We start from the raw sequence: 20,278 nt of genomic DNA on the forward strand, positions 1-20,278 counted from the left end.
CTGTTTGTATACGAGCAATCTCGGTGAATCATGTCGCACCCGGCGAAATACCTAAGACCGCCTGATTTGCAGCAGGCAATTCAGGCGCTGGCTGATGAAGATTTGACGATCGCCGCCGGATGCACGGATCTTTTCCCGGCGACTGACCGGAAATCCCTGCAGGGCCCGGTGCTGGATATTACCGCCATTCCAACGCTGCGCGGAATTCGGCAGGATGGCGAAGGCATTCACATAGGCGCGACGACGACATGGCACGATATCGCCACGGCTGATCTTCCTCCGTCGCTCTTTGGGCTGCAACTGGCCGCACGCGAAGTCGGGGCGCTGCAAATTCAGAACCGGGGCACGATTGCGGGCAATCTGTGTAACGCCTCTCCGGCGGCAGACGGCGTGCCACCGCTCCTGACTCTCGATGCAGAGGTCGGGCTTTGCTCGATCAGAGGCAGGCGCCAGATACCTTTGGGGCAGTTCATCACCGGCCCGCGCCAGACTGAGCGCCACCATGACGAGCTGGTAACACATATCTTCATCCCGAAATCGGCGCTTCAGGGTGCCGGCAGCTTTGTGAAGCTCGGGGCACGGAAATATCTTGTGATCTCCATCGTGATGGTCGCGACACGTATTCAGGTGGCGGATGATCTGATCTTGAGTGCCGCGATCTCGGTCGGGTCTTGCGGACCGGTCGCGACCCGATTGCCTGCCTTGGAAGCGCATCTGACAGGATGCAGAGTTTCGGACGCAACTATCCCCCCTGCGTTGGTTGCAGAGACATTGCATCCCATTGACGACATCCGCGCCACCGCCGCGTACCGGATTGATGCCGCGACGGTATTGTTGCAGCGGATGGTCGGCGACCTGAGGGCACCATCGGGATTGGTCGCATGACCGCGCATGAACAACACATTGAGCTGACGATCAACGGTGAACCCCAGGCGATATTTGTGGCACCGGGCATGCGACTGTCCGATGCATTGCGAGATCATGCAGGTTTGAAAAGTATCAAATCCGGTTGTGATGCTGGTGATTGCGGTGCTTGTACGGTGTTGATTGATGGTGCCCAAAACTGTGCCTGCCTGGTCCCGGCCATTCAGGCTGGCGGCAAAGACATAGAGACGCTGGAAAGATCCGAGCCAGGGTTGCGTGGGCGATTGCAAGACGCTTTTCTGGCGCACGGAGCTGCACAATGCGGTATTTGCACACCCGGGATCATGATGGCCGCAATGGATCTGCTAAGAAACGTGCCCCGGCCCACCGAAGCTGAAGTCGAAACGGCGCTGGGCGGTGTTTTGTGCCGCTGCACCGGATACCGCAAAATCGTCTCTGCCGTGATGGCGGTCAATCTGGAGAGTCCGCCCGGGACAATGCCGGGCATTGGGCAGGCCGTCGGGGCACGCGTAACCCGGCTTGATGGCCGGGCAAAAGTGGATGGATCAGAGGTTTTTGGTGCTGACTATGTGCCGGAAGGCGCGTTGCTTGTCAGGGCGATACGGTCGCCGCATTTTCGTGCGGGATTCAGTTTTGGCGACATTGAAAGTTGGCAGGCGACCCGGCCCGGCGTGGAGGCTGTGCTGACAGCGCGGGATATTGAAGGTGAAAACGCCTTCGGGGTTATTCCACCGCTGGCGGATCAACCCGCACTGGCGGAACATGAAGCGCGTTTTCTCGGTGAACCGGTTGCTCTCGTCGTGGGTGAAGCCAGCATCGTCGAAGCGCTCGATTTGACGGACTTTCCTGTCAGCTGGACACCGCAACCCCACGTGCTGACCGAGCGCGATGGCGCTGCGGCCAGCGCGCCGCAAGTGCATGCAAAGCGGCCGGGCAATACGCTCATCCGCGGGAATGTCGTGTCGGGCCAACCAGAGAGCGCGCTCGAGCATGCAGCCCATGCCGTATCCGGCACTTTCAAGACCTCCTACGTCGAACACGCCTATATCGAAACGGAGGCTGGCGTCGGTTGGCTGGAGGAGGACACACTTGTGGTTCAGGCCTGCACGCAGGCACCTTTCATGGACCGCGATGACACTGCCAAAGTACTGGGGCTGCCGCCAGAGAAGGTGCGGATCATTCCCGCTGCCGCAGGCGGGGGATTTGGTGCCAAGCTTGATCTCTCGGTGCAGCCCCTTATCGGTCTGGCGGTGCTCAAGACCGGGAAGCCGTGCCGCATGGTTTTTACCCGCAACGAATCCATGCGGGCGACGACCAAACGCCACCCGGGCACCATGACAGCGACGATCGGCGCTGACGGGCAAGGCCGGATCACTGGGATGACTTTCCACGGCGATTTCAACACCGGGGCTTACGCCAGTTGGGGCCCAACAGTGGCGACACGGGTCCCGGTGCATGCCTGCGGGCCCTACAAAACGCCAAACTATCGGGCGACCAGCCGGGCAATTCATACCCACGGCCCGACAGCAGGGGCTTTCAGAGGCTTCGGTGTCCCACAGGCGGCAATCTGTCAGGAAATGCTCTATGATGAGCTGGCGGAGAAATGCGGTATAGATCGCCTCGCGTTTCGCCGGTTGAACGCTCTTTCCGACGGGGACCAGACCCCTTGCGGACAGGTGCTTTCTGCGGTTGGGATCGCTGATTGCCTGCAGCACCTCCAAACGCACTGGGATCGGGCGTTGGCTTCCGCCCAGACATTCAACAAAACGGCGAAGGAGAAACGCCGCGGTGTCGGGATCGCCTCGTGCTGGTATGGTTGTGGCAACACCGCGTTGCCAAACCCCTCGACGATCCGCATCGGCATCACGCCGCAAGGGCGTATTCGATTGCATCAGGGTGCCACGGATGTCGGCCAGGGTGCCAACACGGTTATCGCGCAGATTGCGGCCGACGCTCTAGGAGTGCCTCTGGCGGATATTGAACTCCTCGGGCCCGACACAGCCCTGACCCCCGATTGTGGCAAGACCTCGGCCTCGCGCCAGACCTATATCACGGGTAAGGCCGCTGAGGCCGCGGGCAGGGCGTTGCGGTCCCGCATCCTGCGTCAGACAAATTTTTCAGATGCCTCCGAAATCACCCGATCAGAGGGTGTGATCATCGTCCACGAAGGGGCGTCGACCCAGGCGATTGATCTCTCGACGATGCAGGTCGATGCCTTCGGATATGTGTTGAAGGCTGAAGAGACCTATGACCCTCCAACAACGCCGCTGGATGAAGATGGCCAGGGAACGCCCTATGCCGTCTATGGTTATGGTGCTCAGATCGCCGAGGTGGAGGTCGATATCCAATTGGGCACCACCCGGGTCCTCCGCGTAACGGCTGCGCATGATTTGGGGCGGGCGATCAATCCTCTTCTGGCCGAAGGTCAAATCGAAGGGGGCATCGCGCAGGGGCTGGGCCTCGCGTTGATGGAGGAGTTCATACCGGGACGTACCGACAACCTGCATGATTATCTGATCCCGACCATTGGGGATATGCCTGAGGTGGTATCGATACTGGTTGAGAAACCGGACCCTGAAGGCCCCATGGGGGCCAAGGGGTTGGGCGAGCATGTGCTGATCCCGACGGCGCCGGCAATTTTGAACGCCATTCGCCATGCATCCGGGGCCAAGATAACCAAGGTTCCCGCCTTGCCGCATCGGGTTTTGGCCGCCCTGGGGCAAAACACGTGACGCGCCCTGAAAAGATCCGTTGTGATGCCTGCCCGGTGATGTGCTACATCGCCGAGGGTCGGGCCGGTGCCTGCGACCGCTACGCCAATGAGGGTGGCAAGATCATTCGGTGTGATCCGCTGACTATTCTGGATCGGCGCGTCGCAAAGGGGGACGAGATCAAACCCTTTCTCGCGGCGGATTGGGACGGTCGCACAGCCTCTGGCGCGGATGTGGTGGTATCGGCGATTGGGGCCGGTACGACCTACCCCGACTACAAACCGGCCCCGTTTATCGTCAGTCGCGAGATCGAAGGTGTTGATTGCGTCACGGTCGTGACCGAGGCGATCTTTTCCTACTGCGGTGTCAAAGTGAAAATCGACACAGACCGGCATTTGGGGCGCGAAACCGCCCAGGTGCGCAGTGATGGCGAGATCATCGGTCATGTCATGACCTCCGAGTACGGCTCGCAAATGCTGTCATTGGGGGGTGTGGATCATCTGACCGGCGGGTCGAAATCAGAAGGGCGCAAAACCTGTGATGCCCTTTTGCGACTTTGCAACAAGGAAGCGGTGGAGCTGGCCATCGACGGGGGCTCAACAGTGATCGTTCAGGCCGGGGCACCTCCCATTGTGGATGGCACGCCAGAGGATCGCATGCGTGTGGGCTGCGGTTCCGCAACAATCGGCATGTTTGCCTCGCAATGGAAGGGGCTCGTCGACGAGGTTGTCGTTGTGGATGATCACATCACCGGGGTTGTGTCCGAACATCAAGCGGGCAAGGTGATCGACTGGGCGGATACCGGTATTCGCATCCTTGGGCATCGATCAACCCCGGGGCGGTATTTCCGTGTGGCCGCACCGGGGATGGGATGGGGAGGCACCGACATTGATGATCCCCTGAGCATTCTGGGGTCCTGGCGCGAAGCCAAAGGCGCGCGGCCCGGGCTGAGCCTGTTGATGGTCTCCACCACGGGCGAACATTCCGCCTATTTTGTCCTCGATGACGATCTGGAACCCAAAGCCCAGCCGATGCCAACCGAGTTGCAGCAATCGGTCGATCTGATCGCGCAGAACTGTGAGCCCGCTTCATGTACCGTACTGTTCATGGGGGGCGCGGGGGGATCGCTCAGATCAGGTGTGACGCGCAATCCCATTCATCTCACCCAATCTGTCCAACGGGAACAAACCCGCGTGACCGTGGGTGGTGTGCCGGCCTATGTCTGGCCGGGTGGTGGCATCACCCTGATGGTTGATGTCGCTCAGCTGCCGGATGGTGCATTTGGTTATGTGCCGACACCGGCGCTGGTCGCGCCCTTGGAATTCACAACGTCGCGCGCGGAATATGTGGCCTTGGGTGGGCATGAGACAGTGATCCGCGCGTTGGATGATGTTCTCGAAGCGGGTGGCGAATACGGCGCGGATAGCCGGATTTTGGGGGGTGCGGAATGACGGCCCGCCCCCAGGTTCACATGTTGCCGGATTACAGGCGCCTGCATTTGCACCACGGCCCCATTGATCTCATCATCGAAGCCTGGGGCAAGGACTGGCGCGCTGCCTATGAGGCTGCTGCGCATCGCTTTGAAATGGTCTTGTCGGGTCTTGTCTCGGAATTGCCGAACCTGCGGCGCCCCTTGATCGGACATACGCGTTTTGCCGACCCGATTGCCTGGCGCATGGCGAGGGCGGTGGCCCCGTTTGGGGCGGTTTACGTGACGCCTATGGCGGCGGTTGCCGGTGCTGTTGCAGATGAGATGCTCAAAGCCATGGTAGCAGATCGAAGTTTGACCAAAGCCTATGTCAACAACGGCGGTGACATTGCGTTCCATCTTTCCGAAGGGCAGGAATTCTCGTTGATGGGGCCTGCTGGAAAAATTCGCCTGGGGTCTCAGGACGATGCCCGGGGAATTGCAACATCCGGTTGGCGAGGTCGGAGCCATTCCCTTGGCATTGCGGACGCGGTGACAGTCGTTGCCAGCTCCGCAGCCCAGGCAGATGTTGCGGCGACGTTGATCGCAAACGCGGTTGATCTGCCAGGTAACAGGACGATCATACGGCAGCGCGCCTGCGAGTTGTCACCAGATAGCGATCTGGGGAACCGTCTGGTGACCGTGGAGGTGCCCCCTCAGCCTGAAGAAGACAAGAAAACGGCGCTGGACCGTGGCCAGAAGATCGCACGCGCGCTGTGCGATCGTGGTCTGATCGACGGCGCGACCTTGCTGTTTCAGGGGCAGATGCGAAACGTCCAATCTGGGGCTAAGACCCATGCGCAGGAGATATTGACCGATGCCTGAATTCCGAATCCGAAAAATGCAACTCATCGTCGAAGAGGTGCACCATGATGGTGGGCCCGCGCCTGAATCCAAGCGGCGCCTGGGCGCGATGATTGCTTGCGTGCACAACCCGTTCGCAGGCCATTTTGTGCCCGACTTGCAACCTGCCATGGAGGATCTGAAACCGCTTGGATCAGAAATGAGTGAACGCTTGATCGCCGCCTTGGGAGGCAGGGAGGCGATTGATGGCTATGGAAAAGGCGCCATTGTCGGGGAAGCCGGGGAGCTTGAGCACGCAGCACTTTGGCATGTGCCTGGCGGCTACGCGATGCGCGGCCTGTTGGGACAGTCGAATGCGATTGTTCCATCCTGTATGAAACGCGGTGGTATCGGTTCGCGGTTGGATGTCCCGCTGGGGCATATCAATGCCGCTTACGTGCGGAGCCATTTCGACGGAATCGAAGTCGGCTTGCCTGATGGCCCGAAAGCTGACGAAATCGTATTCGCATTGGCGATGTCATGCGGCGGCCGCGTCCATAGTCGCATGGGTGGGTTGGAAAGCTGGCAGGTGACTGGCGAGGACGGGTTGCGGTAACGAGCGTTCATGCGGTGTGAGACGGGTGGACATCTCATCCGATCCGGCGCGATTGACAGACGACCGAACGAACTCCAAGGAACGCAGCAAGAAAAAACCCGCCCAAACCGGAGTTTGAGCGGGTTACTGTCACGAGGATTCGGGGGAGGTTATTCCCGATTTCCAAAGAGAGACAAGAGCATCATGAACATATTGATGAAGTTCAGATACAGGCTCAGTGCGCCCATGATCCCCGACTTTTGCAACCATTCCTTATCACCGTGGTGAGCGTGTGCCAGATAAGTGTTCTTGATGTTCTGAGTGTCATAGGCGGTCAGACCTGCGAAAATCAGCACACCAATGGCCGAAATCGCAAACATGATCGCCGGTGAGCCGAGGAAGATGTTGACGATGGATGCCACGACCAAACCGATAACGCCCATGATCAGGAAACTGCCCCAGCCGGAGATGTCTTTCTTGGTGGTGTAGCCCCAGAGTGAAAGACCGGCAAAGGCAATCGATGTGATCAGAAAGATCTGCGCGATCGAAAAGCCTGTGAAAGCAACGAAAATCCACGCAAGTGACAGGCCCATCACCCCTGCAAAGGCATAGAAAAACAACTGCGCCCCTGCGGCCGACAACCGATTGATTGCCGCACCAAAGGCAAAAACCATACCCAAGGGCGCAAACATGATGATCCAGCCCAGAATGTTGGGTTGCAGAGTGATCGGATCGCGGAAGATACCAAGCAGCCCGGGAGCCGTGCCAACAGCCCATGCGACTGCAAAGGTGATCAGCATGCCTACCGACATCGTCCCGTAGACTTTGTTCATATGGGCGCGCAGACCCTCATCGATTTGGGCGGCGCGGGATCCGGCCGTCGACCGGATTGTGTTCACGTCAGCCATTAAGACCTCCAATAGCAACTTTTTTATGCGCGTCAGACCCTCTGCGCGCTCTGGGCTAAATATCGGGGGCGGGGGCCGGCTTTTCAAGGTTTTTCGGTGAGGAATGTGCCCAAATGAGGCGAATTGCTTAACGTGGGGTTAGCAATTCGCCTCTCGGGCCACATAGGGGGTCAAAATCAAAGGTTTTTCCAGCCATGTGGGACATCCCAGACCGGCCTGCGCGCCTCGTCTTCGGCGGCTTCGGGCGTGATGCCCACGTCTTTCAATTGCCGCACGTCTAGATTCGCCAGATCACGGCGCGATTTGAGGAGCTTTCGCAGAGTGGAAAAGCCGTTGCCAAGAGCTCGGATTTCTCTCGGACGCGGTAAAGAAAAATGATCGATCATCGCCATGGCATATCTCCTTCTTCGTGATGATTAGTTCGTGTTTCATCAAAGTACTTGATGTATATGCGGGATCATGTATCATTTTAAAAACGAATGTTTGTGACTTCCTCCATCAAAGGTGTTGATATGAGAAACTTGGATATCACGACTTTGCGGTCCTTTGTGGCGGTCGCAGATGCAGGGGGGGTCACCCGTGCCGCCGGTTTTCTGCATCTGACACAATCGGCTGTGTCTATGCAGCTCAAGCGGCTGGAAGAGCTTCTGGGGTTGGAGTTACTGGATCGCTCGGGTCGTACCATTGCCTTGACGGCGTCGGGGGAGCAATTACTGGTTTACGCACGCCGCATGGTCGCCTTGAATGATGAAGTTATCGGACGGCTGACAGATCAGGCGTATGAGGGCGAGATCGTGCTGGGCGTCCCGCATGACATTGTCTATCCGGCTATTCCGCAGGTTCTCAAGCAGTTCCATGCGGCCTTTCCACGGGTGAAGGTGCATCTCGTCTCCTCCTATACCAGGGCATTGAAAGAACAGTTCGGCAGGGGAGAATGCGATCTCATTCTGACAACCGAGGCAGGGGCGGAGCCGGGTGCTGACACCCTTTGCCATAAGCCCTTGCGATGGATCGGCGCGCCGGGAGGGGCGGCATGGCGTCAATCCCCGTTGAAATTGGCCTTTGGTCGCCTCTGCACCTTTCGGCCCCGCGTCGTGGAAGCGCTCGACAGCGCGGATATTGCCTGGGATGTGATTGTCGAAACCGAGAGTGATCGCACCATCGAAGCGACTGTAAGTGCGGATTTGGCGATCCATACTATGATCGAAGGAACTGAGCCCCCGCATCTGGAGCGTATCGAACATGGCGGTGCGTTGCCTGAATTGCCTATGCAGTTGATCAATCTGTACGGAGCACAGGTCCAGAAAGACCTCGTTCATGATACGTTGGCTGATTTCCTGAGACGGGCATTTTGCAGTCCCGAGCCTGTGAAGCTCAAGGCAGTTTAGTCAAAATTTCGTGTTTTTGGCGAATATTTTCCTGACCAGATTCGCATTTTCAGGGCTTGATTGTCTCAATAATGTTGAAAATTAACTTTTGAAGTCGGCGATATTTTGCCAAAATTCCAATCTGTTGGACGGTTTTCGCCGATAGTCCTGCGTAGAATTCATGCATTATCATGCGTCTTGGCGTGAGAAAACTGGGCAAAATCGTCACAAGATAAGACTGGCATACAACTATCGAGTGTGCTTAAGTGCCCTTATTGTAGGACTTAAGAAAAATTTTAGACGAAATACTTTACCATTTCATGAAACAGCAAAAACACTGAAAAGACTGGATAAGAAGACTTCAATTTAACAGGCACAGTCATCGCTTCACGGGAATGGGATGGGATTGTTATTGATCGAAACCCGATTTTCACTATTGTTTGTGTACGTAACAGTTCTGTGGTGATCGCGGCTAGGTTGTGCTGAAGACCGAAAGATCGAAAGATCACCTATTTTGACAAGGTAAATGCAAGGAATGCTCAGATGGTACATGTCGTAGATGTTCATGTTGGAAAGCGAATTCGCCAACGCCGTTGGCTTGTCGGGATGACCCAGCAGAAACTCGCAGAATGCGTTGGTATCAAATTCCAGCAGATACAGAAATATGAAACTGGTGCGAACCGCGTAAGCGCGTCCCGTCTTTGGGATATTGCCGATGCGTTGGAGGTCGATGTCGCCTTTTTCTTCGAGGGGCTCAAGGCTGAAGAGAGCGAAGCAACCTCGCATGATGCGGTACCGGCGGATATGATGGGCGACAAAGAAGCCATGGACTTGGTGCGCTCATATTATGCGATCCCTGAGAACCAGAGGCGCCGTTTGTTCGAGCTTGCAAGAGTTCTGAGCGACGTCGCCTGATCAACCTTCTGACGCAGACTGGAAAAACGCAGGCGCGCGGTAGTTTTGCTGCGCGCAAAGCTTGCCACGGGCCGCTCATGCTGGCAGGTCATGAATATGACAAAGCTGACCGATCCTGCCGAACCCGATGACCGTTCCATTGACAAGACGGCACGGCTTTTAGCCGATGCGGCGGGTGATGCGATTTTACCATACTTCCGGCGGATGGACCTCGCGTCGGAAAACAAGCTTGAAGACGGGTTTGATCCGGTTACGCAGGCTGACAAGGCTGCCGAACGTGCGATGCGCGATATTCTTTCCGAAATGCGGCCCGATGACGCCATCCTCGGAGAAGAATTTGGAACAACGGCCGGCACCAGCGGGTTGACCTGGGTGCTTGATCCAATTGACGGCACGCGCGGGTTTGTCAGCGGGACGCCGACCTGGGGTGTGCTGATCGCCGTATCTGATGCGAAGGGGCCATTCTACGGGCTCATTGATCAACCCTATATTGGTGAGCGCTTTGTTGGCACAAATGGCAAAGCCACGATGAGGGGACCACAGGGGGATGCAGTGCTGCGGACGCGGGCAACGCGTGACCTGTCCGAGGCAATTGTCTTCACAACCTTTCCCGAAGTCGGTAGCGCCGAAGAGGGCGCCGCCTTCCATGCAGTGGCAGAGAAAACGCTGCTGACACGTTATGGAATGGATTGCTACGCCTATGCTTTACTTGCCGCTGGCCAGATTGATCTGGTGATTGAGGCCGGGTTGCAAGCCTATGACATTCAGGCACCGATCGCACTGGTTGAAGCCGCCGGTGGCATCGTGACAGATTGGCACGGCGGTCCGGCCCACGACGGCGGGCGTGCAATTGCGGCTGCCAATGAGACGATCCACCAAAAAGCGCTGAACGTGATACAGGCACAGTTCAAATGACTGATTTGTTGCTGCGCAACGTGGATCATCTTTTGACGATGGATGATGACCGCCGCGAACTGGCACAGGTGGACATATTGATCACCGATGGAGTGATCGCCGACATCGGCATCGGGCTCGAAACCTCCGGTGAGGTGATTGATGCCAGCGGTTGTGTTGTCACACCTGGCCTGGTGAATACGCATCATCATCTCTATCAGTCCCTGACGCGCGCGGTGCCTGGCGGGCAGGATGCTTTGCTATTTGGCTGGTTGCAGACGCTCTATCCGATTTGGGCAAAATTCACGTCTGAGCATATGTTTGTCTCGGCGCAGGTCGGTCTGGCGGAACTGGCGCTTTCGGGCTGTACGCTTAGCAGCGATCACCTTTACCTCTATCCAAACGGGTCGCGGCTAGAGGATACGGTTCACGCGGCCGCTGAGCTGGGGCTTCGCTTTCAGCCCACGCGCGGCGCGATGAGCATTGGTCAGTCGGCGGGTGGCCTGCCCCCTGACAATTTGGTCGAAAGCGAAGCTGCAATTCTGGAGGATTGCATTCGGGTCATTGATGGCTTTCATGATGCGTCCCACTCGTCCATGTGTCGTGTTGGGGTGGCCCCCTGTTCACCTTTCTCTGTCAGTCGCGAGCTGATGCGGGATGCAGCGCTTTTGGCGCGCGACAAAGGCGTCATGATGCACACGCATCTGGCCGAAAACGAAGAGGATATTGCCTATTCTCTGGAACAATTCGGCTGCCGCCCCGGGCAATACGCTCAGGATCTGGGCTGGGTTGGCTCAGACGTCTGGCATGCGCATTGCGTGAAACTGGATGCGTCCGAAATCGCACTTTTCGCCCAGACAGGCACCGGTGTCGCCCATTGTCCGTGCTCCAATTGCCGCCTTGGCAGTGGCATAGCACCTGTCAAGGCGATGCGCGCGGCGGGTGTTCTGGTTGGCCTTGGGGTCGATGGGTCCGCCAGTAACGATGCGGGCAATCTGGTTCTGGAAGCGCGACAGGCCATGTTGCTGCAACGTGTGGCAAAAGGGGCCGATGCCATGAGCGCGCGCGACGCGCTGGAAATCGCCACACGAGGCGGCGCGGATGTTCTGGGTCGCCCGGAATGTGGGCGTATTGCTGTGGGATGTCGTGCGGATATTGCCGTTTGGGATGTTTCCGGTATCGAGGCGGCGGGCAGTTGGGATCCAGCGGCCCTGCTACTGGCCGGTCCAACCACGGTACGTGATCTGATTGTTGAGGGCCGTCAGATCGTTCGCGACGGGCAGGTCACGACGCTGGATTTACCTGCTGTGATTGGGCGACAGAACAAACTGGCGCGCGACCTGCGTGACGTCCTGTGATGCGGCTTTTCATCGCTGCATTGATGTGGATTTGGGCTGGTAGTGCACTGGCAGATGCCGTCGCCACACAAACGCTGAACAGCTATCGTGCTGACAATGGGCGCTCTGCCTTGCGGTATTCGGAGCTACTTGAGGTGGCAGCGTCGCGTCATGCGCAGGATATGGCAGCACGGGATTTCTTCGATCATCGCGGCAGCGATGGCTCGGATGTCGCGGCGCGGGTGACGCGCGCCGGGTACACATGGTGCATCGTGGCCGAAAACATCGCCAAAGGGCAGCGCTCCTTGCAGGAAGTCCTGCAAAGCTGGGCCAATTCGCGTGGTCACAGGCGCAACATGCTGTCGCGGGAGGTCGAGGAATTCGCGCTTGTTCAGGCCCCCGGACATATCTGGGTGATGGTGTTGGCCGCGCGCAACTGTTGAGGGCTAATGGTTGGTTTCCGGTCACTTTGGCATGTGCTTTCGTCCCGCAATCCAGACATCGGCAATGGCCCGGTCATCGCCCATCATGATGGTTGGAAACAAGGCTTCCCAAATGTCCGTAGCGCGCTGGCTGCGCTGCGCAATCGCGGGCGTCGAGGCGAGGTCAAGGATGGTCAAATCCGCCTCAAATCGCGGTGCCAAATTTCCGATGTTGTCCTGCAAGTGCAGGCTGCGCGCTGATCCGGCTGTGGCGAGCCACATCAGTTGCGCCGGATGCAGTGCCACGCCGCGCAATTGCGCGATTTCATAGGCGGCGGCCATTGTGCGCAGCATGGAAAACGATGATCCGCCCCCGGTGTCGGTCGCAAGGCCGAGCGGGATGCCGCGTTTCGCCAGACCCATCACATCCATCAGACCGGACCCGATAAAGCTGTTGGACGTCGGGCAATGCACAAGGGCCGCACCGGTTTCAGCGAGGCGGTCAATTTCCCGTTGCGTCAGATGAATGGCGTGACCGTAAACCCCCATGGGCCCCAGCAGGCCATGGTGTTCGTAGGTGTCCAGATAGTCGCGCGCCTGGGGGAAAAGACCGCGCACCCATTCGATTTCGGGCAATTGTTCCGACAGATGCGTCTGCATCAGGCAGTCGGGGTGTTCGGACCAGAGCGCGCCAAGGGCCGCCAGCTGATCCGGCGTGGATGTCGGTGAAAACCGTGGCGTGATCGCGTATTGTGCACGGGCCTTTCCATGCCATCGGTTCAACAGGCGTTTGCTGTCGTCATAGGCGGATTGTGCCGTATCGCGCAGGCCCTCGGGCGCGTTGCGGTCCATGCAGGTCTTGCCCGCCACCGTGCGCAGCTTGCGATCCTGTGCGGCGTGAAAGAACGCATCGACGCTCTCAGAATGGATCGTGGCATAGGAGCACATGGTGGTTGTGCCGTGCCCAAGGGCCAGATCCAGATATCTTGCGGCAATTTCACGGGCATATTCCGGATCGGAAAACCGCGTCTCTTCGGGAAAGGTATATGTGTTCAGCCAGTCGATGAGTTGTTTGCCCCAACTGGCGATGATGGCGGTCTGCGGATAGTGCACATGGGCGTCCACGAACCCCGGGCAAATCAGGTGCGGCCCATAATCATGCATCTGCGCCAGCGGGTGTTTTTTCCGAAGGGTTTCGGCATCTCCGACGGCGCGGATATGGCCGTTTTCGATCAGGACCGCGCCTGCGCTATTGATGGAAATTGCGTCTTGCCATGGCGTTTCAAATGGATTGCCGCGTGTTTCGAATGTCTGGCCGAGAAGAAGATTTTGCTGCGTCATGATCTCTCTCTAGGCGCTGAGGATGCCAAGGACAATGTCAGGCGCGACGGCATTGTAACCTTGCAAGCGGGCACTTATGGTCCGGCCAAGACCAAGGGGAGGCGCCGATGTCAGATCAGACTGCAGAGCTGGAGACAGAGACCGACGACGACGCCTACGTGCTGGACCCCAAGGCGATTGCCGCGATCCTCTATGCGGTCGAGATTGACGATCAGGCCAAACTCACCGAGCTGATGGAGCCGCTGCACGCGGCGGATATTGCGGACCTTCTGGAGCAGATCAACGCCTTTGACCGTGCGCGGCTGGTGCGTCTTTATGATCGCGAGTTCGATGGCGAAATCCTTTCGGAGCTGGATGAGGCGATCCGCGAGGAAGTGATCGCAATCCTGACGCCGCAGGTGCTCACGCAAGCTGTGCGGGACATGGACAGCGACGATGTGGTCGATCTTGTCGAAGATCTTGAAGACGATCAACAGGAAGCCATTCTCGACGCGCTGGAAGATGTTGACCGCGCGGCGGTTGAGCAGGCGCTTGGATATCCAGAGTATTCCGCTGGTCGTTTGATGCAGCGCGAGATTGTCATGGCGCCTGAGCACTGGACCGTTGGGCAGGCGATCGACCATCTACGCAACACGCCGGAAGAGGAATTGCCAGACCAATTCTACCATATCGTAATCGTCGACCCGCGCCTGCACCCCATCGGCAATGTCACTTTGGGCAAGCTGATGCGGTCGAAGCGGGCCACCAGACTGATGGATTTGTTGGAGGAAACCTTCCAGATCATCCCGGTCATGCAGGACGAATCCGACGTGGCCTATGCGTTCAACCAGTATCACCTGATTTCCGCGCCGGTGGTTGATGATGAGGGACGTTTGATCGGGATCATTACCATTGATGATGCCATGGCGGTGCTGGACGAGGAACACGAAGAAGATATCCTGCGCCTCGCCGGTGTGGGCGAGGGGTCGCTCTCTGACCGGGTGATCGAGACCACAAAGCAGCGCCTGCCGTGGCTGGCCGTGAACCTTGTTACCGCCATCGCCGCCAGCATGGTCATTGCTCAGTTTGAGGCGGCCCTCGCGCAAATCGTGGCGTTGGCGGTGCTGATGCCGATTGTGGCGTCGATGGGGGGCAATGCCGGCACGCAGTCGCTGACCGTGGCGGTGCGGGCCATCGCCACCAAGGACCTCACCGGTGCCAACGTCTGGAGGGTGATCCGGCGCGAAGTGCTGGTCGGGCTGGTGAACGGGATTATCTTTGCGATCGTCATGGGAATCGTCGGGGTCATCTGGTTCGGTTCACCGGTTCTGGGGTACGTGATTGCCACCGCCATGGTGATCAATCTGGTCGTAGCGGGACTGGCGGGAACGGTGATACCGGTGGTGCTGGAACGGGTCGGGGTTGATCCCGCACTGGCATCGGGGGCTTTCGTGACGACCGTAACGGATGTTGTGGGCTTTTTCGCATTTCTGGGGCTTGCCGCCATGGTGCTTTTGTGAGCGCGCTGGCCGAGATCAAGGATGCGGCACGCAAAGCCGGTTTTGCGCGCCGCAAAACGGCACATGCCAACGACATCGGCACCGGAGCTGGCGTCCTCTCGGGGCTGCTGGCAGGCTTTCGCGGCGTGCCGCTATCGGGATATATGCCGATCCGGACGGAGATTGACCCGACCCCGGCCATGGCCGAAGCTGCAGCCCATGGGCCTGTCGGCATCCCTGTGATCATGGCGGCGGGACAACCGTTGAAATTTGCCCTTTGGGAGCCGGATATGCCCTTGGTCGCGGGTTCTTTCGGCGCGCGTATCCCAGAGAATCCAGAATTTTTTGAGCCGGAAATCGTGATCGTGCCGCTGGTGGCCTTTGACGCCGCGGGTGGCAGGCTTGGATATGGCGGCGGGTTTTATGACCGCACGCTTGAGCTGTTGCGCGCCAAACGCCCAACGTTGGCCGTGGGATTTGCCTACACGGCCCAGGAGGCTGAATCTCTGCCGCTGGAACCCACCGATCAGACGCTCGATATGATCGTGACAGAGGTCGAGGTGATCGACCTGCGCGCCTAGCCTTTTTCGAAATTGGCAAAGGCTTCCTGCCAGTCGGGATGCCAACGCGACAGTGGCGGGCGGTTTTCCGCAATATCGCCCGCGCCCCAGAGGACACGCCGTGCGTCCGTGGCCTCATCGACCATATTGTCGGGGCACAGAATGTAGAAATCTCCCTGACTGACCCGCTGGAAGAGATAGGTGATACACTCCTTGCTCGTCCAGGCACCGGGGGGTTTTTCCGGCATGAAGGCCGCGATCATCCCGGTGTAGGTGAACCCGGGGACAAACAGATGCGCATCAATTGGCGCACCGGCTTCGCGCAACTCATGGGCCAATTGTTCGGTCAGCACTTTCACCGCGGCCTTGGCGGCATTATAGGCCGGGTTGCCGGGCGGTGTGGTGATGCCCTGTTTTGAGCCGGTATTGATAACGGCGGCAGGTCTTCCCGCAGCAATCATGCGCGGCACAAAGGCCTGGACACCGTTGAGCACGCCAAAGAAATTCACATCGAATGTCTTGCGCCATGCAGCGGAGTCTTCCCATGTGGACGAGCCGATCCCGATACCTGCGTTGTTCATGACAAGCGCCACGTCGCCCAGCCCAAAGGCCTTGTCCGCAAGATCCGAGACGGCTTCTGCATTCGAAACATCTGTGACCTGTGTTTGAACGACGACCCCCGAAGATGCCAAAGCCTCTGCGGCGCGACCCAAGGCCTCCTCGCTGATATCGGCCAGCAGCAGATCAAACCCCGATGCGGCAAGAAATTCTGCGGCAGCAAAACCAACACCATTGGCCCCTCCTGTGATGACCGCCAATCCGCCCGCTTTCTCGATATCTTGCCACGCCATAATCTCCACCCCTTGTGATTTCTGGCTCATGTTATGCGATACGCGCACGCGCGCCTATCGCGAAACGCGCCAGAATTTTGGGTGATCCCCTTGCCCTGAAGCCTTGCGCGCCATAGGCATCGCATATGAAACTCTTGTTCCTTGGCGATGTCATGGGTCGCGCCGGACGGCGGGCGATCACCGAAAACCTCCCCCGTCTGCGGGAGGAATGGAAGCTCGATTTCGTCGTGGTCAATGGGGAGAATGCGACCTCGGGCATCGGGTTGAGTGGCGCGCATGCCAAAACCCTGCTGGAGGCGGGCATAGATTGTCTGACGCTTGGTGATCATGCGTTCGATCAAAAGGATATGCTGCGGTTTGTCGAACAGGAACCGCGCGTGATCCGCCCCCTGAACTTCTCAAAGGCGGCGCCCGGAAAAGGCGCGCGGCTTTTCACTTCCAAGAACGGACGTAAGGTGTTGGTCACGCAAGTGCTGGGACAGGTTTTTATGAAACGACCGTTTGATGATCCGTTTTCAGCGCTTGAGCCGGTCCTGAAAACCCATCCGTTGGGCGGCATGGCGCAAGCGGTGATTGTCGATGTTCACTGTGAAGCCACATCCGAGAAAATGGCGATGGGGCATTTCTGCGATGGCCGCGCCAGTCTTGTGGTAGGCACTCACACACATGTGCCGACGGCGGATGCCATGATCCTGCCGCGCGGTACCGGGTATCTGACGGATGCGGGCATGTGTGGGGATTATCATTCGGTGATCGGGATGGAGAAAAGCGAACCGCTCCGGCGTTTCATCACTGGCATGCCCAAGGAGCGTTTTACGCCCGCCAATGGCGTTGCCACACTGTCCGGCGTTTATGTTGAGACCGATGACCGCACAGGTGCCGCTCAACGGATTGCGATGGTGCGCAATGGTGGGCTTTTGGAAGCTGCCGCGCCGTGAGCCAACACAGCCGCCGGGAGATCATAGTTTTCAGCGCGGTGCTGATCGTCATGGGTGCGGGGTGGGGTGCGACGCAACCCCTGGCCAAGATCGCTGTTTCCACCGGCTACAAGCATTTTGGCCTGATCTTCTGGCAACTCTTCGTTGGTGCCTTGCTGATGGCGGTGATCTGCGCCTTGCGTGGAACGCGCTTGCCGCGGGGTCGTCGCCAGATCGGCGTTTGTCTGATGGTGGCGACGGTGGGTACAATGATCCCGAATACGACCTCCTATCAGGCTGCTGTGCATCTGCCATCCGGCATTTTGTCGATCCTGTTGTCGATGGTGCCGATGTGGGCATTCCCGATTGCGCTGGCGATGAAGCTCGATCAGTTTTCTGCGCGGCGATTCTTTGGTCTTCTTCTTGGGCTTTGTGGTGTTCTGCTGATCGCGGCTCCGGGCGCTTCGGCGCTGAACCTCTCGGTTTTCTGGGTCTTGATCGGTTTGGTCAGCGGTATTTGTTACGGATTGGAAGGCAACCTCGTCGCAAAGTTTGGCACCGCCGGCATGGACCCGTTTCAGGTGCTTTACGGTGCCTCGCTGATGGGAGCTGTGATCATGTTCCCCGTTGCCATTGCGTCAGGTCAGTGGATCGCACCTGTCGAAGGTCTGACACGTGAAGGCAGCGCATTGGTGCTCGCGTCGGTCATTCACGTCGTGGTTTACGCAGGCTACGTCTGGCTGGTCGGACGGGCAGGATCGGTCTTTGCGGTCCAGGTCAGCTATCTGGTGACCGGGTTCGGCGTGATCTGGGCCAAACTCATCCTGGATGAAGCTTATTCTGCGGGCATTTGGGGCGCTTTGCTGCTCATGTTTGCAGGAATGTACCTGGTCCAGCCGCGTGCGAAAGCGGCGCTTGCTCCTGCCTGAGCAATCGGCCAAACTCACCTACGGTAGTAAAGCGCAGAGGCAGGATCCCTGGTGATACCCTTTATCGAACTTACGCCCAACGTAAGCGCCGTGCTGACCCTCACAGTTGTTGTGATCATGTTTATCCTTTTTGTCCGGGAGACTTACCCGACGGAGGTGATTGCGATCACCGGGGCTGCGCTGATGTTGCTTCTGGGTGTTCTACCTTACGAAAACGCGCTGACCGTGCTGTCGAACCCGGCCCCCTGGACCATTGCCGCGATGTTCATCGTGATGGGGGCATTGGTGCGGACAGGGGCGCTGGAAGTGTTGACACAGATGGCTGAGCGCTATGCCAAAACCAATCCGCGCATGGCCGTGGCGGGGGTGATCCTGTCGGTCATGGGGGCCTCTGCAATCATGAACAACACACCTGTTGTCGTGGTGATGATCCCGGTCGTGGTGCAGCTCAGCCAGACCCTTGGGGCGAAGGCGTCCAAATTCCTGATCCCGCTCAGCTATGCCGCGATCATGGGCGGCTCTCTGACGTTGATCGGCACCTCCACGAACCTGTTGGTGGACGGGGTCGCGCGCGGGCAGGGGCTGCAGCCCTTCACAATCTTTGAGATTCTGCCCATTGGTCTGGTGGTCTGTGTTTGGGGCCTTCTCTACATGTCCATCCTCGCGCCCAAATTGCTGCCAGACCGTGACAGCATGGCAAATATGCTCTCTGACCGCTCCAAGATGAAATTTTTCACCGAAGCGGTCATCCCGCCGGACAGCAATCTGATCGGTCGCGAAGTCCTGAGCGTGCAGCTTTTCAAGCGGGAAGGCGTTCGCTTGATTGATGTCGTGCGCGGCGATGCATCCTTGCGGCGCAATCTGCAAAGCGTTGAATTGCAGGTAGGTGACAGGGTGGTTTTGCGCACCCAGATGACCGAACTGCTTGGCCTGCAGGCGAATAAGGAGCTGAGACCGGTCGATCAGGTGTCTGCGGTGGAAACAACCACCGTTGAGGTTTTGATCACGCCGGGGTGCCGTATGGTTGGCCGGTTGCTGGGGTCCATGCGTCTGCGTCGGCGCTATGGTGTGTATCCGCTGGCGGTCCACAGGCGGAATCAGAATATCGGTCGACAGCTTGATGATCTGATCGTGCGGGTAGGGGACACGCTGCTGCTGGAAGGTGCGCCCGCAGATATCCAGCGATTGGCGGCGGACATGGACATGGTCGATGTCTCACAACCCTCCGTTCGGGCTTTCCGGCGCAGTCATGCGCCCATCGCAATTGCGGCTCTGGTCGGGATCGTCCTGCTCGCCGCGTTCAATGTAGCCCCCATTCTCCTGTTGGCCGTCCTTGCCGTTGCGCTGGTGCTGGTGACCGGTTGTATTGATGCGGACGAGGCGTTTTCATTTGTAGACGGTCGGCTGCTGGCGTTGATCTTTGCGATGCTGTCGGTGGGGGCAGCGCTGCAGCATTCCGGCGCCGTCGCGATGATCGTGGATGCGGTCTCCCCTGCTTTGATGTCTTTGCCGCCCAGTCTGGTTGTGCTGGTTGTGTTTTTAATGACCTCGACTTTCACCGAAATCGTGTCGAACAATGCTGTTGCGGTGATCATGACGCCGCTGGCCATCGGGTTGGCAACTGCGCTGGGGTTGGACCCCCGGCCACTGGTGGTGGCGGTGATGATTGCCGCCTCCTGTGCCTTTGCAACGCCAATCGGTTATCAGACCAACACGCTCGTCTATGGTCCCGGTGGCTACAAGTTTACCGATTTTATGCGGCTAGGCATCCCGCTGAACCTGAGCACTGCGCTTATTGTATCGATGATCATCCCGCTGATCTGGCCATTGTGAATGCAAATGCTGCTATGCAGCAATTGCAGGCCTGCTTTTCGTTTTTGTGCGTTGAAGATTGAGGGTTTGGTCATCATGTTTCCG

The 20,278-nt window shown here is 58.3% G+C and carries 19 protein-coding genes; 15 read left to right on the forward strand and 4 right to left on the reverse strand.

All coding sequences use genetic code 11. The features are described from left to right. The first annotated feature begins 30 nt into the window (after positions 1 to 30). From ACOTTU_RS00255 to ACOTTU_RS00275, 5 genes are read left to right on the forward strand one after another with little or no spacing between them, the layout of a single operon-like run. A complete protein-coding gene (locus ACOTTU_RS00255; RefSeq protein ID WP_425655623.1) occupies positions 31 to 885 on the forward strand; it encodes an FAD binding domain-containing protein in 855 nt (284 codons plus the stop codon). Beyond that, complete coding sequence (locus ACOTTU_RS00260) at positions 882 to 3,617, forward strand: molybdopterin-dependent oxidoreductase (protein WP_425655624.1); 2,736 nt, start codon at positions 882 to 884, stop codon at positions 3,615 to 3,617. Before ACOTTU_RS00255 ends, ACOTTU_RS00260 begins: the two co-directional genes overlap by 4 nt. Positions 3,618 to 3,655: 38 nt before the next feature. Then, entirely contained in the window at positions 3,656 to 5,047 is a 1,392-nt protein-coding gene (locus tag ACOTTU_RS00265; RefSeq protein ID WP_425656423.1) for a 6-hydroxynicotinate reductase, read from the forward strand. After that, positions 5,044 to 5,889 carry a UPF0280 family protein gene (locus ACOTTU_RS00270; protein ID WP_425655625.1) on the forward strand — a complete coding sequence of 282 codons (846 nt, stop codon included), beginning with the start codon at positions 5,044 to 5,046 and terminating at the stop codon, positions 5,887 to 5,889. The genes ACOTTU_RS00265 and ACOTTU_RS00270 overlap by 4 nt, the downstream gene beginning before the upstream one ends. Then, positions 5,882 to 6,463, forward strand: coding sequence for an amino acid synthesis family protein (locus ACOTTU_RS00275; RefSeq protein WP_298919900.1), 582 nt, complete (start codon positions 5,882 to 5,884; stop codon positions 6,461 to 6,463). The genes ACOTTU_RS00270 and ACOTTU_RS00275 overlap by 8 nt, the downstream gene beginning before the upstream one ends. A 149-nt stretch (positions 6,464 to 6,612) precedes the next feature. Here the strand turns inward: ACOTTU_RS00275 and ACOTTU_RS00280 are convergent, their stop codons facing one another. Both ACOTTU_RS00280 and ACOTTU_RS00285 read right to left on the reverse strand, forming a co-directional pair. Further along, positions 6,613 to 7,350, reverse strand: a complete 738-nt coding sequence (locus ACOTTU_RS00280) for a Bax inhibitor-1/YccA family protein (RefSeq protein WP_425655626.1) — start codon at positions 7,348 to 7,350, stop codon at positions 6,613 to 6,615. A gap of 176 nt (positions 7,351 to 7,526) precedes the next feature. Then, positions 7,527 to 7,742, reverse strand: coding sequence for a DUF1127 domain-containing protein (locus tag ACOTTU_RS00285; protein ID WP_425655627.1), 216 nt, complete (start codon positions 7,740 to 7,742; stop codon positions 7,527 to 7,529). Between the two features lie 120 nt (positions 7,743 to 7,862). On the opposite strand from ACOTTU_RS00285, the gene ACOTTU_RS00290 reads away from it, so the two are divergent. From ACOTTU_RS00290 to ACOTTU_RS00310, 5 genes are all read left to right on the forward strand, one after another. Beyond that, positions 7,863 to 8,738 carry a LysR family transcriptional regulator gene (locus ACOTTU_RS00290; protein WP_298919894.1) on the forward strand — a complete coding sequence of 292 codons (876 nt, stop codon included), beginning with the start codon at positions 7,863 to 7,865 and terminating at the stop codon, positions 8,736 to 8,738. A 522-nt stretch (positions 8,739 to 9,260) separates the two neighbouring features. Further along, positions 9,261 to 9,632: a helix-turn-helix domain-containing protein gene (locus ACOTTU_RS00295; RefSeq protein WP_298919892.1), complete on the forward strand. Its 372-nt coding sequence runs from the start codon at positions 9,261 to 9,263 to the stop codon at positions 9,630 to 9,632. A gap of 96 nt (positions 9,633 to 9,728) precedes the next feature. Continuing rightward, positions 9,729 to 10,547 (forward strand): histidinol-phosphatase, encoded by an 819-nt coding sequence (gene hisN / locus ACOTTU_RS00300; RefSeq protein ID WP_425655628.1) that lies wholly within the window; start codon positions 9,729 to 9,731, stop codon positions 10,545 to 10,547. After that, positions 10,544 to 11,884 (forward strand): 8-oxoguanine deaminase, encoded by a 1,341-nt coding sequence (locus ACOTTU_RS00305; protein WP_425655629.1) that lies wholly within the window; start codon positions 10,544 to 10,546, stop codon positions 11,882 to 11,884. The genes hisN and ACOTTU_RS00305 overlap by 4 nt, the downstream gene beginning before the upstream one ends. Continuing rightward, positions 11,884 to 12,306: a CAP domain-containing protein gene (locus ACOTTU_RS00310; RefSeq protein WP_298919886.1), complete on the forward strand. Its 423-nt coding sequence runs from the start codon at positions 11,884 to 11,886 to the stop codon at positions 12,304 to 12,306. Before ACOTTU_RS00305 ends, ACOTTU_RS00310 begins: the two co-directional genes overlap by 1 nt. A 21-nt stretch (positions 12,307 to 12,327) precedes the next feature. On the opposite strand, the gene guaD is transcribed toward ACOTTU_RS00310, so the two are convergent. After that, positions 12,328 to 13,626, reverse strand: a complete 1,299-nt coding sequence (guaD, locus tag ACOTTU_RS00315; RefSeq protein WP_425655630.1) for a guanine deaminase — start codon at positions 13,624 to 13,626, stop codon at positions 12,328 to 12,330. A gap of 107 nt (positions 13,627 to 13,733) precedes the next feature. Between guaD and mgtE the strand changes: the two genes are divergently transcribed. Both mgtE and ACOTTU_RS00325 read left to right on the forward strand, forming a co-directional pair. Further along, a complete protein-coding gene (gene mgtE / locus ACOTTU_RS00320; RefSeq protein ID WP_298919882.1) occupies positions 13,734 to 15,125 on the forward strand; it encodes a magnesium transporter in 1,392 nt (463 codons plus the stop codon). Beyond that, positions 15,122 to 15,685 (forward strand): 5-formyltetrahydrofolate cyclo-ligase, encoded by a 564-nt coding sequence (locus tag ACOTTU_RS00325; RefSeq protein ID WP_425655631.1) that lies wholly within the window; start codon positions 15,122 to 15,124, stop codon positions 15,683 to 15,685. The genes mgtE and ACOTTU_RS00325 overlap by 4 nt, the downstream gene beginning before the upstream one ends. Here ACOTTU_RS00325 and ACOTTU_RS00330 read toward each other — a convergent pair. After that, positions 15,682 to 16,545 (reverse strand): SDR family NAD(P)-dependent oxidoreductase, encoded by an 864-nt coding sequence (locus ACOTTU_RS00330; RefSeq protein ID WP_425655632.1) that lies wholly within the window; start codon positions 16,543 to 16,545, stop codon positions 15,682 to 15,684. The two genes, ACOTTU_RS00325 and ACOTTU_RS00330, sit on opposite strands and share 4 nt — an antisense overlap. A 95-nt stretch (positions 16,546 to 16,640) precedes the next feature. On the opposite strand from ACOTTU_RS00330, the gene ACOTTU_RS00335 reads away from it, so the two are divergent. From ACOTTU_RS00335 to ACOTTU_RS00345, 3 genes are read left to right on the forward strand one after another with little or no spacing between them, the layout of a single operon-like run. Next, on the forward strand, positions 16,641 to 17,453 hold the full coding sequence (locus ACOTTU_RS00335; protein WP_425655633.1) for a TIGR00282 family metallophosphoesterase: 813 nt from the start codon (positions 16,641 to 16,643) through the stop codon (positions 17,451 to 17,453). Further along, positions 17,450 to 18,361, forward strand: coding sequence for a DMT family transporter (locus ACOTTU_RS00340; protein WP_425655634.1), 912 nt, complete (start codon positions 17,450 to 17,452; stop codon positions 18,359 to 18,361). The genes ACOTTU_RS00335 and ACOTTU_RS00340 overlap by 4 nt, the downstream gene beginning before the upstream one ends. A gap of 51 nt (positions 18,362 to 18,412) precedes the next feature. After that, on the forward strand, positions 18,413 to 20,194 hold the full coding sequence (locus tag ACOTTU_RS00345; protein ID WP_425655635.1) for an SLC13 family permease: 1,782 nt from the start codon (positions 18,413 to 18,415) through the stop codon (positions 20,192 to 20,194). The last annotated feature ends 84 nt before the right edge of the window (positions 20,195 to 20,278 follow it).

The organism is Roseobacter sp. EG26 (assembly GCF_049830555.1).
Taxonomy (GTDB): Bacteria; Pseudomonadota; Alphaproteobacteria; order Rhodobacterales; family Rhodobacteraceae; genus Roseobacter.

Coding starts and splice junctions, on each gene's coding strand:
- ACOTTU_RS00275 (WP_298919900.1), top strand. CDS start 5,882: ATGCCTGAATTCCGAATCCGAAAAATGCAACTCATCGTCGAAGAGGTG.
- ACOTTU_RS00305 (WP_425655629.1), top strand. CDS start 10,544: ATGACTGATTTGTTGCTGCGCAACGTGGATCATCTTTTGACGATGGAT.
- ACOTTU_RS00290 (WP_298919894.1), top strand. CDS start 7,863: ATGAGAAACTTGGATATCACGACTTTGCGGTCCTTTGTGGCGGTCGCA.
- ACOTTU_RS00255 (WP_425655623.1), top strand. CDS start 31: ATGTCGCACCCGGCGAAATACCTAAGACCGCCTGATTTGCAGCAGGCA.
- ACOTTU_RS00295 (WP_298919892.1), top strand. CDS start 9,261: ATGGTACATGTCGTAGATGTTCATGTTGGAAAGCGAATTCGCCAACGC.
- ACOTTU_RS00330 (WP_425655632.1), bottom strand. CDS start 16,545: ATGAGCCAGAAATCACAAGGGGTGGAGATTATGGCGTGGCAAGATATC.
- guaD (WP_425655630.1), bottom strand. CDS start 13,626: ATGACGCAGCAAAATCTTCTTCTCGGCCAGACATTCGAAACACGCGGC.
- hisN (WP_425655628.1), top strand. CDS start 9,729: ATGACAAAGCTGACCGATCCTGCCGAACCCGATGACCGTTCCATTGAC.
- mgtE (WP_298919882.1), top strand. CDS start 13,734: ATGTCAGATCAGACTGCAGAGCTGGAGACAGAGACCGACGACGACGCC.
- ACOTTU_RS00280 (WP_425655626.1), bottom strand. CDS start 7,350: ATGGCTGACGTGAACACAATCCGGTCGACGGCCGGATCCCGCGCCGCC.
- ACOTTU_RS00285 (WP_425655627.1), bottom strand. CDS start 7,742: ATGGCGATGATCGATCATTTTTCTTTACCGCGTCCGAGAGAAATCCGA.
- ACOTTU_RS00310 (WP_298919886.1), top strand. CDS start 11,884: ATGCGGCTTTTCATCGCTGCATTGATGTGGATTTGGGCTGGTAGTGCA.
- ACOTTU_RS00335 (WP_425655633.1), top strand. CDS start 16,641: ATGAAACTCTTGTTCCTTGGCGATGTCATGGGTCGCGCCGGACGGCGG.
- ACOTTU_RS00270 (WP_425655625.1), top strand. CDS start 5,044: ATGACGGCCCGCCCCCAGGTTCACATGTTGCCGGATTACAGGCGCCTG.
- ACOTTU_RS00265 (WP_425656423.1), top strand. CDS start 3,656: ATGTGCTACATCGCCGAGGGTCGGGCCGGTGCCTGCGACCGCTACGCC.
- ACOTTU_RS00260 (WP_425655624.1), top strand. CDS start 882: ATGACCGCGCATGAACAACACATTGAGCTGACGATCAACGGTGAACCC.